Here is a 13,552-nt window from a genome sequence, read left to right on the forward strand (position 1 = left end):
TGATTATTATTCACTATTTACTAGACTTAGGATTTTTGAAAATAGAATAAATTGTAATTCCAAAACCAATTAACACCACTGTTGGAGCCAATCTAATTCTTCTGAAACTAAATACATCTTCATTAAAAACTTTTGGATCAGTGCTTCCACCACCAGACATTAATATAAATCCTAAGGCAATAACTGCAATTCCAATTAAAAGAAATTTATAGTTGATTTGATCAAAAAGAAAATCTGGTTTTTGTTCGTTATTTTTCATTTATGCTGAATTTATTTCAATACTAGTACTGAAAGTTATTTTTATTTTTATCTGAATACTGATTTCTGAACACTGAATACTAATATAGGTCGTCAGTTCTTAAATTTAAGAAACGTTGTGTTGCAAAGTGAGTACTTATCCAAGTTATTAAAACTCCAAGAACTAAAACTCCCAATAAAACTACAATAGTTAATTCAATATCTTTAAAAATATCCAATGCAGGATAGTTTGTTGATACATATAAAAGAACTCCAAGTAATGCTAATACAGCCAAAGCAGCTCCAATAATTCCTAAAATAATGCTTCTTTTTACAAATGGTTTTCTAATAAATGATTTTGTAGCACCAACCATCTGCATAGTTTTAATGATGAATCTGTTGGCATAAATAGAAAGACGCATCGAACTATTAATTAGCAAAACAGAAATAAAAGCAAAAACACCACTTACAATTAAAACCCACATACTTATGGTTCTAACATTGTCGTTTACTAATGTGATTAATTGTTTGTCATAAACTACATCGGCAACCAAAGGATTTTTACGTATTTGACTTTCCACTTTAGAGAAACCAGGATTGGTTACATAATCTGCTTTTAGGTGAATATCATAGGAGTTTTGCAATGGATTTACTCCAAGAAATTGCATAAAATCTTCTCCAATTACTTCTTTATGTTGTTTGGCAGCAGTTTCTTTTGAAACATATTTGAAATCTTTAGCAAATTTTCCAGCTGTCATTTCAGCTTCAAATTTCTTGAAAACAGTATCGTTAGCCTCGTTTTTAAAGAAAACAGTCATTACAATATCTTCTTTAAAGTTATCTGATAAACGTTTAGAATTGATAATGAAAAGACCAAGCATTCCTAGTAAAAATAATACTAAAAACACACTCATCACAACTGAAACATAGGAAGTGATTACTCTTCTTTTTTGAAATTTATCGAAATTTGATGACATACATTGTAATTTAAGCCGTAAAAATAATAAAGAATTTGTTTATTCATAGTTTATAACGTTTAAAGTTTTGAGTTTAGTACAATAAATGTAAATTTGTGGCCAATTAGCGTAGACATTAACTTTCGATTAACTTTCAAGGTTTTAAGTAAAAAAATTAACAAAGTAAATTCTTACAATAGCAATGTTTATCGCCGCTAAAATTTTAATGTAAAAAGGACGAATGAAATACTTTCACGAACAAATCGAAGCCAAATGGCAACAATACTGGGCAGAAAACCAAACTTTTGCTGCATCAAATAACAGCGAAAAACCAAAATATTACGTTTTGGACATGTTTCCTTATCCATCTGGAGCAGGATTACACGTTGGACATCCGCTAGGTTATATCGCATCCGATATTGTTGCTCGATTCAAACGTCACAAAGGTTTTAACGTGTTGCATCCACAAGGATATGATTCGTTTGGTTTACCAGCAGAACAATATGCTATTCAAACTGGGCAACATCCAGATACAACCACCAAAGAAAATATTGCGCGTTACCGTGAACAATTAGATAAAATCGGATTTTCATTCGATTGGAGTAGGGAAGTGCGTACTTCAAATGCCGATTATTACAAACACACCCAATGGATTTTCATTCAATTGTTCAATTCTTGGTACAATAAAAATACTGATAAAGCAGAGGATATTGCAACTTTAATTACTTTGTTTTCAAATGAAGGAAATACTTCAGTAAATGCAGTTTGTGATGACAATATCGTTTCATTTTCAGCTTCTGAATGGAATGCTTTTTCTTCAGAAGAACAACAAAAAATTCTTTTACAATATAGATTAACGTATTTGGCTGAAACCGAAGTTAACTGGTGTCCAGCATTAGGAACCGTTTTGGCAAATGACGAAATCGTAAACGGAGTTTCAGAACGTGGCGGACATCCTGTGATTCGTAAAAAAATGACACAATGGTCGATGCGAATTTCTGCTTATGCCGAAAGATTATTACAAGGTTTAGATACTATCGATTGGAGTGAATCGATAAAAGAATCACAAAGAAATTGGATTGGAAAATCAGTTGGAGCTTCAGTTGATTTCAGATTACAGAACGCAGAAGGCAGTATTTCAGTGTTTACTACAAGACCTGATACTATTTTCGGAGTAACATTCATGACTTTGGCTCCGGAACACGAATTGGTTTCACAAATTACAACTCCAGAACAAAAAGCAGCGGTTGAGGCTTATGTTGAAGCCACTGCAAAACGTTCGGAAAGAGAAAGAATGGCCGATGTAAAAACCATTTCTGGAGTTTTCACAGGTGCGTTTGCCGAACATCCATTTACCAAAGAACCAATTCCGGTTTGGATTGGCGATTACGTTTTGGCTGGTTACGGAACAGGCGCAGTTATGGCAGTTCCATGTGGTGATGAGCGTGATTATGCTTTTGCAAATTTCTTTAAGGGAATTCACGGAATGCCTGAAATTAAAAACATTTTCAATCAAGATATTTCCGAAGCAGCTTATGGTGAAAAAGGTGGTTTCGAATTAGTAAATTCTGATTTCTTAAACGGATTGGGTTACAAAGACGGAACAAAAAAAATCATCGAAGAATTAGAGAAAATCGGACAAGGAAAAGGCAAAACCAATTACCGTTTGCGTGATGCGGTTTTTTCTCGTCAAAGATATTGGGGTGAACCATTTCCTGTGTATTATGTGAACGGATTGCCACAAATGATTGATGCCAAACATTTACCAATCGTTTTGCCAGAAGTAGAAAAATATTTGCCAACCGAAGACGGACAACCGCCATTAGGAAACGCAACAACTTGGGCTTGGGATAGTGTGAATTGTTCAGTGGTTGGTAATGATTTGATTGATAACAAAACTATTTTTCCTTTAGAATTGAACACGATGCCAGGTTGGGCAGGAAGTTCGTGGTATTGGATGCGTTATATGGATGCACACAACGAAAACGAATTTGCTTCAGCCGATGCACTAAAATATTGGGAAAACGTAGATTTATACATAGGCGGAAGCGAACACGCAACCGGACATTTATTATATTCTCGTTTTTGGAACAAGTTCCTAAAAGATAGAGGCTACGCACCAACAGAAGAACCATTCAAAAAATTGATTAATCAAGGAATGATTTTGGGAATGAGTGCGTTTGTTTATAGAGTTTTATGGAAGATAGAAGATAAATACGGAAATAATGTAGAAGATTTAAGAGGTTTGCCAAACAGTTTTCCTTCGATATTTATTGGAAAGGGTATGTATGATAAAGTTTCCAAAAACAATTCAGGATTTATGTTTTTTATGCTTGATAAAGTTTTAAATAAATACCCTAATTCAAATGATATAATAGAATTAAGTAATGGGGGAAAATTAATTTCTTATTTTCAACAACTTCACGTTGATTTATCTGTTATAAACGATATCACAAATGAATTAAACATTGAAGCATTCAAAAATCATCCGTTATATTCTGATTATAAAGATGCTGAATTCATTTTAGAAGATGGAAAATATATCGTTGGTCGCGAAGTAGAAAAAATGTCAAAATCGAAATACAATGTGGTCAATCCAGACGATATTTGCAATGATTATGGTGCGGATACGTTGCGTTTGTATGAAATGTTTTTAGGTCCATTGGAACAAGCAAAACCATGGAATACTGCAGGAATTACAGGAGTTTCTGGTTTCTTGAAGAAATTATGGCGTTTGTATTTTGATGATAATGGTTCTATTGTAACAAACGACGAACCAACAGCAGAAATGTACAAATCATTACACAAAACCATCAAAAAAGTTACTGAAGATATCGAGAATTTCTCGTTCAATACATCGGTTTCGCAGTTTATGATTTGTGTAAACGAATTGGCTACTATGAAATGCAATAGCAGAAAAATTCTAGAGCCATTAGCGATTTTGGTTTCGCCGTATGCACCACATATTGCTGAAGAATTATGGTCGCAATTAGGTCATGAAGGTTCAGTTTCAACTGTAGCTTTCCCAATTTGTGAAGAGAAATATTTAGTAGAATCTGAAAAAGAATATCCAGTTTCCTTTAATGGTAAAATGCGTTTCACAATTAAATTACCTTTAGATTTAACCGTTCCGCAAATTCAAGAAATTGTAATGGCAGACGAAAGAACCATAAAACAATTAGACGGAAGAACACCAAATAAAGTAATCATCGTTCCTGGAAAAGTGATTAACTTGGTGGGATAATTTTTCAATTATTATTTACCGCAAATTCGCAAATTACTATATTGAAATTCGCGAATTTGCGGTTTTTTATATCTATTTTGTAACATTTTTCATTTTTTACGTATAAGTAAGAAACAAGTACAATGAAAAAACACGAAGTTCACATTCTAAAGAAAACTGCTGGTTTTGGCGGAATGAAAGAGGAATTAGCTAAAGAAGTTGAACATTTTCTTGATAAAAAGGTAAATGAAGGATATGAAATAGTCAATATTTCTTTTACTTATTATGAAGCTAGTGAGTTGATTGCGTTTATAACTATTTGTAGATAATAAATGTCAACTTGTCATTTTTTAAATTTGGCTTGTAATTTGATATTACTTTATAAACTTTAAAAATAAAATTATGGGAATGGGATATATGGTTTTAGCTGGAATTATCATGCTAATGAGTTGGTTCGTAAGCAACCGATTGAAAAGCAAATTCGAGTTTTATTCAAAATTGCATTTACAAAACGGAATGTCTGGTGCTGAAATTGCTGAAAAAATGCTAGCAGATAACGGAATCTATGATGTAAAAGTAATTTCAACACCAGGACAATTAACGGATCATTACAATCCGGCTGATAAAACAGTTAACTTGAGTGAATCAGTTTATAATCAAAGAAATGCCGCTGCTGCAGCAGTTGCCGCTCACGAATGTGGACACGCTGTACAACATGCAACGGCATATAGTATGTTGCAATTACGTTCTAAATTGGTACCTATTGTTTCTTTTGCATCCAATATCGTTCAATGGATTTTACTTGCTGGTATACTAATGGTAAATACTTTTCCATCGTTATTACTTGTTGGAATTGTGATTTTCTCTGCAACAACTTTGTTTACGATAATTACGCTACCAGTTGAATACGATGCAAGTAATAGAGCTTTAGCATGGTTGAAAAATAAAAATATGGTAAACCAAGCCGAATATGCTGGAGCAGAAGATTCACTAAAATGGGCTGCAAGAACTTATGTTGTAGCTGCAATTGGTTCGATAGGAACTTTGTTATATTATATTTCTATCTTTATGGGAAGGAGTAATGATGATTAATTTGAATCGAGTATAAAACAAAAATCCGTCTATAACAGACGGATTTTTTTATTTTACAAAGGTTGATAAAATTATAAGTATTGACAACCAAACTACTCCATGTATGATAAGACATTTCACATGACTTTTTCCACTATACAATTGACGAACTAAATGCACCATAAAGTAAATCAAACTAATAGGAACAAATAAATAGAACAAAAGCACACCAAAATTAGGCGTTTTTGCATCACCAGGAAAAAGTTCATAACAAATACCTGCTATCAAAATATAGATAGTGTAAAAAGCAATTGTAAGGTTTTCTTTTGAAAATTTGTTGAGGTTCATATATCTAATATCTAAAATCTAATATCTAAAGTTGTATTTGTCTTTCTATTTGTTGTTCCAATGAAATAAAAGTTTCTGTTCGAGAGACGCCATCAATAGGTTGGATTTTTTTATTCAAAAGTTGCATTAAATGTTCGTTATCTCTACAAATAATTTTGATTAAAATGCTCCAATTTCCTGTCGTGTAATGACATTCTAAAACTTCAGGAATTTTTTTTAATTCTTTTACAGCTTCAGCATTGGATGCCGCTTTTTCTAAGTAAACACCAATAAAAGCCATAGTTTTATAACCTAAAACTTTATTGTTTACAATAAATTTAGAACCCGAAATCACTCCAGCATCTTCTAGTTTTTTCAATCGTTGGTGAATTGCTGCTCCAGAAATTCCTATTTTATTGGCGATTTGCAATATTGGTTTTCGAGCATCTTCCATTAAGAAACGAAGAATTTCTTTATCGATTCCGTCAATTTCAATTTGAAGCTGATTGATTTTCATTGGTTATAATTTTAAAGCAAAAGTATATATTTTGTTTTAAATTAAAACAACTATTAGTTAGTGGTTACCAATTTATCAGGATTATAACCAATGTAAGGCATTACAGTTTCTTTGAAAATCACTCCAAATTCTTCTAATTCTTTCAAAATAGGTTCGTAAACTTCTTTTCTAATTGGTAATTGAACCCCAGGCGTTTTTATGTTTCCGTTTAAGATTTGTAATGTTGCCATTGCTACAGGTAAACCAACAGTTTTTGCCATAGCAGTGTAGGTTTGATCGTCACCAATACACACCATTTTGGAATCAATTTGTTGTTGTTTTCCATCCAATTCGTAACCAAATTTATGATACATTACAATCATATCTTTGTCGTTGGGTTGTAAAGTCCAACTATCATTCAAAATGCGTTCTAGAATTTGTGCAGGAGTGGCATTTTTTAAACCAACAATTTTGTTTGGGTTGAATAAATCTAAGTCTAATAATTTGTCCCACATAATGTCATCTTGCTCGATATTTAAAGCCAAACGCATTTTAATTTCAACAGAATCCGTTGGATGATAAGGTAAAAAAGAATTAGTAAATTCACGGAAACTCATAGTTTCAGAATTTTCCATTACATAAGTATCATCGGTCATTCCAAGTTGGACAAACATATTCCATGCTTTAGAAAAACCAACTCTTCTGATAGTTCCACGATATAAAGTTAACACGTCGTCAAGACCATAAACGCTTCTGTATTTTAGAGAATCTCTGTTGGCGTAACCTTCAAATTTTCCGTAGCCTTCTACTAATAAAAACTCGGTTCTACGAAATAATTTATTGTAAGGAATGTATTTGTATTTGCCTTCTTGTATGAATTTTGCTGCACCACCTTGACCTGCTAAAACTACGTTTCTTGGTGCCCAAGTGAATTTGTAATTCCAAAGATTGTTGTCGCTTTCTGGAGCAACTAATCCACCACAGAAGGATTCGAATAAAATCATTTTGCCGCCTTTTTCACGAATTTCATCAATGACTTTCATGGCACTCATGTGGTCAATTCCTGGGTCAAGCCCAATTTCATTCATGAAAATCAACCCGTTTTCTTTGGCAGCAGCATCCAAACCTTGCATTGCATCAGAAACATAAGATGCAGTAACCATGTGTTTTTTGAAAGTAATACAATCTTTTGCAACTTCAATATGCATGTGAGCAGGCAACATCGAAATTACAATATCAGCTTTTTGAATTTCTGCATGACGTTGTGTTTCATTGTTGATGTCCAATTGAATTGCTGTTGCATTTGGATGGTTGTTGGTTTTTCTTTGAGCCAATTCTAAAGATAAATCACCAATTGTTATATGAAGATTCTGTTCAACAGATTTGTTTAAAAGATATTGAATTAAAGATGAAGCCGAACGACCTGCGCCTATGATTAGTATGTTTCTCATGGTTTGTTTGTAATTGGATACAAAACTAAAGAAATTCCAATAAAAAAATTCCAAATCCCAACATTTAAAATTGGAAATTGGAATTTATATTTTAGAATTTGATATTTTATTCTAAACCTTCAAGGTCTTTTTCTAAATCTTCAAGTTCCTTTTTTGCTTCTTGTTTAGTTTCAATTTTTTGTTGTTCAAATTGTTGGTCTTTTTCCACTTCATCTTTTATTAGATAAGTTTTCCCCAATACAAATATTGCACAGATATAAGTTATTGCAAACAACCATTTAACAAGTTTACGTTGATTGACATCTGACTTTTTAAAAGTTATAAAAATCAAAATCAAGGCAACTCCAATTGGTAAAAGAGCTAAAGTGTCAAATGGAAGAATTGAAAAAACAATACTCAAGATAACAAACACAAACGATAAAATTAATAAAGTCTTTCTCATTTTATGCTGAATTTATATCAGTAATTAAATTCCAGTTGCAGAAGTTAATGCTAATTGTCCTGTTCCAACAGGAATACTAAACTTCATTAATGCAGGCACTTTTTTAGCATCGGCAGTAAGCCAAATTAGGTTTTTGTCTGTTCCTTTCAGCTTGTTAGTTTTTGCACCAATAGATAATTTGTAGCATTCTTTTTGTCCAAGATTTCCGGCATTAACGCTTTCTGTTCCCATATACTTCAATGTAACAGGAATTTCTTTTTCGTCAAAAACAATGGTAAATGATTTAGTTTGTCCCGATTTCATTTTCGAAAAATCGATAGTTCTTACTTTATAAAGTAACGATACTACATCTAGAGTCGAAGCACCAATATTGAAAGTACGAGTTGTTTCGGGATTATTCCTTTTTTTTGAGGTGCTTGTGACAGAATTTCCTTTGAAAACGTATTTTTCTTTTTTAGTGTAACCACCTTCGTCAACACTTCTTTTATATAAACTTGGTTTTAAAGTGGTCGGGTTTACGTAAGCTTCGTAAATATCTCTTATTTTGAAAAACTTATCCCATTTGCTAAACGTTGCTAATTCGCAATTCAAATGTAAATAAGTGTTTTTTGAAGTATTCTGAGTTTCTGTTGACATGGTTACTTGAGCCAATTGTGTCATCAATCCACTCATATTATAAGAACCAGCATAAACTAATTTTTCACCTGATGGAATAACTACTTTCGTATCTGCTGTGAAGGAACAGAAAATCAATAGAGTAGCGATAATAAATGTTGCTTTTTTCATTTCTTAAAATTATGGTACAAATATAAAATTTTATAATTGTTAAAATCTAAAGGAAAACATAAAAATCCTTTAGCATTCCATATATAACTGATATTTTTGTTAAAAATTATTAAGAACGATTATTATGGATAAAAAAATATTTTCGGCAGCCGGTTTTTTTGGGATGACAGCAATTATTTTAGGTGCTTTTGGTGCTCATGCTTTAAAGAAAGTTTTGACTGTAGATCAATTGGTTACATTTGAAACTGGAGTAAAATATCAAATGTATCATGCTTTGTTTTTGCTTTTTTTAGGATTAAACAATCATTTGAGTTTTAAAACAAAAAAAACAATTTTAGTACTCACTATTTTAGGAATTATTTTCTTTTCTGGTTCTATTTATTTATTGGCTACAGATAGTTTAAATGATTTTAATTTTAAAATAATTGGATTTATAACTCCCATTGGCGGATTACTATTAATAATGGCTTGGGCGATATTGACAATACATTTTTTAAAGAAAAAATCATAATTTTTTAATAAACTACAACGTTGTAATAATTAATTTTTACCTTTGCAGTCAATTTATTAATTGCAACACAATACAATTTTATGGAGAATACTGCCCAATCTACGAAATCGATTTCGTTAGAACAATATGGAATCAAAAATGTCCAAGAAATTATATACAATCCATCTTTTGAATTTTTATATAATGAAGAGTTAAGTTCAAGTTTACAAGGTTACGAAAAAGGTCAGTTGACTGAACTTGGAGCTGTAAACGTAATGACTGGTGAATTCACGGGTCGTTCGCCTAAAGATAAATACATTGTAAAAGACGCTGTTACAGAAAATACTATTTGGTGGAATTCTGAAAAAGCGGTAAACGATAACAAACCAATTTCTCAAACAACTTGGAATGCGTTAAAAGAAACAACAGTAAATCAACTTTCAGGGAAAAGATTGTTTGTTGTTGATGCTTTTTGTGGCGCTAACGAAAATACTCGTTTGAAAGTTCGTTTCATTATGGAAGTAGCATGGCAAGCACATTTTGTAAAAAACATGTTCATTCGTCCAACAGATGCTGAACTTGAAAATTTTGGTGAGCCTGATTTTATTGTAATGAATGGTTCAAAAACAAGTTTCAAAGACTACGCAGCTCATGGATTAAATTCTGAAGTTTATGTAGCTTTCAACCTTACTGAGAAAGTACAATTAATTGGTGGAACTTGGTATGGTGGTGAGATGAAAAAAGGATTGTTCTCAATGATGAACTACTACTTACCATTACAAGGAATTGCTTCTATGCACTGTTCAGCAAATAAAGGAAAAGATGGCGATGTAGCCGTTTTCTTCGGATTGTCTGGAACAGGAAAAACAACTTTATCTACAGATCCAAAACGTGAATTAATTGGAGACGATGAGCATGGTTGGGATAACGACGGAGTTTTCAATTTTGAAGGTGGATGTTATGCAAAAACCATCGATTTAAGTGCAGAAAATGAGCCAGATATTTTTGGTGCCATCAAAAAAGATGCATTATTAGAAAACGTAACAGTTGATGCCAACGGAAAAATTGATTTTAAAGATGGTTCTGTAACACAAAATACTCGTGTTTCTTATCCAATTAATCATATTCATAATATTGTAAAACCAGTTTCTAAAGCTGGTCATGCAACAAAAGTGATTTTCTTAACAGCAGATGCTTTTGGTGTTATGCCTCCAGTTTCTAAGTTAACTCCAGAGCAAACTAAATATTATTTCTTATCAGGTTTCACGGCTAAATTAGCAGGAACTGAAAGAGGTGTTACACAACCAGAGCCAACCTTCTCAGCTTGTTTCGGAAAAGCATTTTTATCATTGCATCCAACTAAATATGGTGAAGAGTTAGTGAAAAAAATGGAGCAACATAATGCTACAGCTTATATGGTTAACACTGGTTGGAATGGAACTGGAAAACGAATTTCTATAAAAGATACTCGTGCAATTATCGATGCTATTCTTGATGGTTCGATTGAGAAAGCGAAAACTAAAGTAATTCCAACATTCAATTTTGAGGTTCCAACTTCTTTACATGATGTTAATCCAGCCATTTTAGATCCAAGAGATACTTACGAAAATGTTGCCGAATGGGAAGCTAAAGCAACTGATTTAGCTGGAAGATTTATTAAAAACTTCGGGCAATATACGGATAATGCTGAAGGACAGAATTTAGTAAATGCTGGTCCACAATTATAAAATAACAAACAAACTATACCTAAACAAAGAAAAAGCCCAACAGTGATGTTGGGCTTTTTTGATAACTATAAATAAAATTTTATTTTCCTTTGTTAGCTTCTGCAACATAGCGCTCAAGAGCCATTGTCATAGAAGGTGTTTCTGGTGTTGGAGCAAGAATATCAATTCTTAAACCATGTTCTAAAGCTTCTTTTTGAGTAGTGCTTCCAAAAACAGCTATTCTCGTGTCATTTTGTTTAAAATCTGGGAAGTTTTTAAATAATGATTTAATTCCAGTTGGACTGAAAAACGCCAAAACATCATAATAAACATCAGCTAAATCAGATAAATCACTCATTACCGTTTTATAAAAAACAGCTTGCGTCCAATTGATTTTTAGGTTGTTTAATGTCACAGGCGCGTCAGCATTTAATTGATCTGAAGCAGGAAGTAAAAACTTTTCATCTTTATATTTTTTGAAAAGTGAACTCATGTCTGCAAAATCTTTTTGACCAACATAAATTTTACGTTTTCTATAAACAACATATTTCTGAAGATAAAAAGCAATAGCTTCTGATTGACAAAAATATCTTAAATCTTCTGGAACTTTATAACGCATTTCCTCAGCCACTCTAAAAAAGTGGTCTACTGCATTTCTACTTGTTAATATGATTGCAGTAAAATTGTTAAGGTCAATTTTTTGAGCTCTAACATCTTTCGCGCTTACGCCTTCTACGTGAATAAAAGAACGAAAATCTATCTTTACCTTATGCTTTTGTTGTAAATCAAAATAAGGCGAATTTTCTACTTTTGGCTCTGGTTGCGAAACCAAAATCGTTCTTACTTTCAAATTTGCCATGTTTAAACTCTAATTTTTTGTAATCAAATAAAATATGAAATAATATGGAGCTATTTCAAGTGCGCAAAGATACAAAATAAAATAAAACAACTTACCGAATACTAAATTTTGATAATTTTTCAAAGAAATAAGATAAGTCACTAAATTTATTATTAATAATATACTAATTACGGTAATAATTAAAGAATTCGTTGAATAATTACCATAAAACAGGATAATTGAAACTGGCAATAGTAGTAATCCAATGTAGGTTCTGAAGGTAACTTTCTGTAAATTAAACTGCTCGATGATTTCTTCAATGCCAAATGTTGCGGCAATAATCTTCTCTACGAGAAATTTTGAAAGTATAAAAACGGTCAATAAGGTAAAAATTCTTGTAAAAAGAATCCAATCGGTTTTAATGCCATAATTGTAGTGTACTAAAACTAATTGAATAAAAAACGAAAGTGAAATTATATTTACTATAAATAGAATTACATTAAATCCGCTCATTAAATGACTACTTTCTCGATATATTTTAGTATATTTATCTGATACAATTAATCGAATATAATCGTTAAATCTCGTTTCAAAGACTGATTTTGCTAAAACAATTAGAAATAAGGAAAGCACAAAAATAATTGTTGCCCAATCTTTGTTTTCTATAATTCGTGGATGTAATTCTAATGCTATCATGAACCGCAAAATTACTAAATTTTATTTGTTGATTAGTATTATAATTTTATTAAGATTATGAAGTAATAAAATGAGTATTTTTGCACAAACTTTTATCAACAAATATGAATTGCGGCATTGTAATTATTCCAACTTATAACGAGATTGAAAATATTGAAAGTATAGTAAGAGCTGTATTTTCTTTACATAAACCTTTTCATGTTCTTATTGTAGATGATAATTCGCCAGATAAAACAGCAGATAAAGTAAAAGAACTTCAAAAAGAATTTCCAAATCAACTTTTTCTTGAAGTTAGAACAAAAAAAGCTGGATTAGGAACTGCTTACGTTCATGGATTCAAATGGGCACTAGCTCATGATTATGAATTTATTTTTGAAATGGATGCCGATTTTTCACATAATCCTCATGATTTAGAGAAATTGTATGATGCATGCCATTTTGGTGGTGCTGATTTAGCCATTGGTTCAAGATATGTCACAGGAGTGAATGTTGTAAACTGGCCTTTAAGTAGAGTTTTACTGTCTTATTTTGCTTCAGTTTATGTGAGAATGATTACCGGAATGAAAATAATGGATGCTACAGCTGGATTTATTTGCTACAGCAGAAATGTTTTAGAAAGTATCAATCTTGACAAAATTAAATTCATAGGATATGCTTTTCAAATAGAAATGAAATACAGAGCATTTGCCAAGAAATTTATTATTCAAGAAGTGCCAGTGATTTTTACGGATAGAACTAAGGGACAATCAAAAATGAGTGGTTCAATTATTAAAGAAGCCATTTTTGGTGTTTTATCTCTTAGAATAAAAAAGTTATTTAATAGATTATAAAAA

The 13,552-nt window shown here is 31.8% G+C and carries 15 protein-coding genes; 6 read left to right on the top strand and 9 right to left on the bottom strand.

Annotated elements, in window-relative coordinates; translation table 11 throughout:
- Positions 1–13 precede the first annotated feature (13 nt).
- Positions 14–259 (bottom strand): DUF3098 domain-containing protein, encoded by a 246-nt coding sequence (locus ACYU7A_RS05250; protein WP_298304913.1) that lies wholly within the window; start codon positions 257–259, stop codon positions 14–16.
- A gap of 79 nt (positions 260–338) precedes the next feature.
- Positions 339–1,214 (bottom strand): cell division protein FtsX, encoded by an 876-nt coding sequence (locus ACYU7A_RS05255; RefSeq protein ID WP_460574681.1) that lies wholly within the window; start codon positions 1,212–1,214, stop codon positions 339–341.
- A gap of 220 nt (positions 1,215–1,434) precedes the next feature.
- Between ACYU7A_RS05255 and ACYU7A_RS05260 the strand changes: the two genes are divergently transcribed.
- The 3 genes from ACYU7A_RS05260 to ACYU7A_RS05270 all read left to right on the top strand — a co-directional run bounded on the left by ACYU7A_RS05260 (position 1,435) and on the right by ACYU7A_RS05270 (position 5,508).
- On the top strand, positions 1,435–4,437 hold the full coding sequence (locus ACYU7A_RS05260) for a leucine--tRNA ligase (protein ID WP_460574683.1): 3,003 nt from the start codon (positions 1,435–1,437) through the stop codon (positions 4,435–4,437).
- A 122-nt stretch (positions 4,438–4,559) separates the two neighbouring features.
- The gene (locus tag ACYU7A_RS05265) at positions 4,560–4,745 is read left to right on the top strand and encodes a hypothetical protein (protein WP_298304902.1); all 186 of its coding nucleotides are present in this window, start codon (positions 4,560–4,562) and stop codon (positions 4,743–4,745) included.
- Positions 4,746–4,818: 73 nt separating this feature from the next.
- Entirely contained in the window at positions 4,819–5,508 is a 690-nt protein-coding gene (locus ACYU7A_RS05270; protein ID WP_460574685.1) for a zinc metallopeptidase, read from the top strand.
- Positions 5,509–5,556: 48 nt separating this feature from the next.
- On the opposite strand, the gene ACYU7A_RS05275 is transcribed toward ACYU7A_RS05270, so the two are convergent.
- The 5 genes from ACYU7A_RS05275 to ACYU7A_RS05295 all read right to left on the bottom strand — a co-directional run bounded on the left by ACYU7A_RS05275 (position 5,557) and on the right by ACYU7A_RS05295 (position 8,989).
- On the bottom strand, positions 5,557–5,835 hold the full coding sequence (locus ACYU7A_RS05275) for a hypothetical protein (RefSeq protein WP_396143784.1): 279 nt from the start codon (positions 5,833–5,835) through the stop codon (positions 5,557–5,559).
- Between the two features lie 25 nt (positions 5,836–5,860).
- Positions 5,861–6,331 carry an Lrp/AsnC family transcriptional regulator gene (locus ACYU7A_RS05280; protein WP_298118511.1) on the bottom strand — a complete coding sequence of 157 codons (471 nt, stop codon included), beginning with the start codon at positions 6,329–6,331 and terminating at the stop codon, positions 5,861–5,863.
- A 53-nt stretch (positions 6,332–6,384) separates the two neighbouring features.
- Positions 6,385–7,761, bottom strand: a complete 1,377-nt coding sequence (locus tag ACYU7A_RS05285) for a saccharopine dehydrogenase family protein (protein WP_460574688.1) — start codon at positions 7,759–7,761, stop codon at positions 6,385–6,387.
- Between the two features lie 106 nt (positions 7,762–7,867).
- Positions 7,868–8,203 carry a hypothetical protein gene (locus tag ACYU7A_RS05290; RefSeq protein WP_460574690.1) on the bottom strand — a complete coding sequence of 112 codons (336 nt, stop codon included), beginning with the start codon at positions 8,201–8,203 and terminating at the stop codon, positions 7,868–7,870.
- Between the two features lie 24 nt (positions 8,204–8,227).
- On the bottom strand, positions 8,228–8,989 hold the full coding sequence (locus ACYU7A_RS05295) for a DUF3108 domain-containing protein (protein WP_460574692.1): 762 nt from the start codon (positions 8,987–8,989) through the stop codon (positions 8,228–8,230).
- 124 nt (positions 8,990–9,113) lie between these two features.
- Between ACYU7A_RS05295 and ACYU7A_RS05300 the strand changes: the two genes are divergently transcribed.
- Together ACYU7A_RS05300 and pckA are read left to right on the top strand one after the other, a co-directional pair.
- Entirely contained in the window at positions 9,114–9,500 is a 387-nt protein-coding gene (locus ACYU7A_RS05300; RefSeq protein ID WP_460574694.1) for a DUF423 domain-containing protein, read from the top strand.
- An 80-nt stretch (positions 9,501–9,580) separates the two neighbouring features.
- Positions 9,581–11,206, top strand: coding sequence for a phosphoenolpyruvate carboxykinase (ATP) (pckA, locus tag ACYU7A_RS05305; protein ID WP_460574696.1), 1,626 nt, complete (start codon positions 9,581–9,583; stop codon positions 11,204–11,206).
- 79 nt (positions 11,207–11,285) lie between these two features.
- On the opposite strand, the gene ACYU7A_RS05310 is transcribed toward pckA, so the two are convergent.
- On the bottom strand, positions 11,286–12,035 hold the full coding sequence (locus ACYU7A_RS05310) for a uroporphyrinogen-III synthase (RefSeq protein WP_345092103.1): 750 nt from the start codon (positions 12,033–12,035) through the stop codon (positions 11,286–11,288).
- Positions 12,036–12,053: 18 nt separating this feature from the next.
- Positions 12,054–12,719 carry a DUF4271 domain-containing protein gene (locus ACYU7A_RS05315; protein ID WP_344816991.1) on the bottom strand — a complete coding sequence of 222 codons (666 nt, stop codon included), beginning with the start codon at positions 12,717–12,719 and terminating at the stop codon, positions 12,054–12,056.
- Between the two features lie 104 nt (positions 12,720–12,823).
- Between ACYU7A_RS05315 and ACYU7A_RS05320 the strand changes: the two genes are divergently transcribed.
- Complete coding sequence (locus tag ACYU7A_RS05320) at positions 12,824–13,549, top strand: polyprenol monophosphomannose synthase (RefSeq protein WP_460574698.1); 726 nt, start codon at positions 12,824–12,826, stop codon at positions 13,547–13,549.
- The last annotated feature ends 3 nt before the right edge of the window (positions 13,550–13,552 follow it).

This window comes from Flavobacterium koreense, from assembly GCF_054776075.1.

What these genes read in the sequence shown, in the direction of transcription:
- ACYU7A_RS05260 (WP_460574683.1), top strand. Translation starts at nt 1,435, where the DNA reads ATGAAATACTTTCACGAACAAATCGAAGCCAAATGGCAACAATACTGG.
- pckA (WP_460574696.1), top strand. Translation starts at nt 9,581, where the DNA reads ATGGAGAATACTGCCCAATCTACGAAATCGATTTCGTTAGAACAATAT.
- ACYU7A_RS05300 (WP_460574694.1), top strand. Translation starts at nt 9,114, where the DNA reads ATGGATAAAAAAATATTTTCGGCAGCCGGTTTTTTTGGGATGACAGCA.
- ACYU7A_RS05250 (WP_298304913.1), bottom strand. Translation starts at nt 259, where the DNA reads ATGAAAAATAACGAACAAAAACCAGATTTTCTTTTTGATCAAATCAAC.
- ACYU7A_RS05275 (WP_396143784.1), bottom strand. Translation starts at nt 5,835, where the DNA reads ATGAACCTCAACAAATTTTCAAAAGAAAACCTTACAATTGCTTTTTAC.
- ACYU7A_RS05270 (WP_460574685.1), top strand. Translation starts at nt 4,819, where the DNA reads ATGGGAATGGGATATATGGTTTTAGCTGGAATTATCATGCTAATGAGT.
- ACYU7A_RS05320 (WP_460574698.1), top strand. Translation starts at nt 12,824, where the DNA reads ATGAATTGCGGCATTGTAATTATTCCAACTTATAACGAGATTGAAAAT.
- ACYU7A_RS05265 (WP_298304902.1), top strand. Translation starts at nt 4,560, where the DNA reads ATGAAAAAACACGAAGTTCACATTCTAAAGAAAACTGCTGGTTTTGGC.
- ACYU7A_RS05285 (WP_460574688.1), bottom strand. Translation starts at nt 7,761, where the DNA reads ATGAGAAACATACTAATCATAGGCGCAGGTCGTTCGGCTTCATCTTTA.
- ACYU7A_RS05255 (WP_460574681.1), bottom strand. Translation starts at nt 1,214, where the DNA reads ATGTCATCAAATTTCGATAAATTTCAAAAAAGAAGAGTAATCACTTCC.
- ACYU7A_RS05295 (WP_460574692.1), bottom strand. Translation starts at nt 8,989, where the DNA reads ATGAAAAAAGCAACATTTATTATCGCTACTCTATTGATTTTCTGTTCC.
- ACYU7A_RS05290 (WP_460574690.1), bottom strand. Translation starts at nt 8,203, where the DNA reads ATGAGAAAGACTTTATTAATTTTATCGTTTGTGTTTGTTATCTTGAGT.
- ACYU7A_RS05280 (WP_298118511.1), bottom strand. Translation starts at nt 6,331, where the DNA reads ATGAAAATCAATCAGCTTCAAATTGAAATTGACGGAATCGATAAAGAA.
- ACYU7A_RS05315 (WP_344816991.1), bottom strand. Translation starts at nt 12,719, where the DNA reads ATGATAGCATTAGAATTACATCCACGAATTATAGAAAACAAAGATTGG.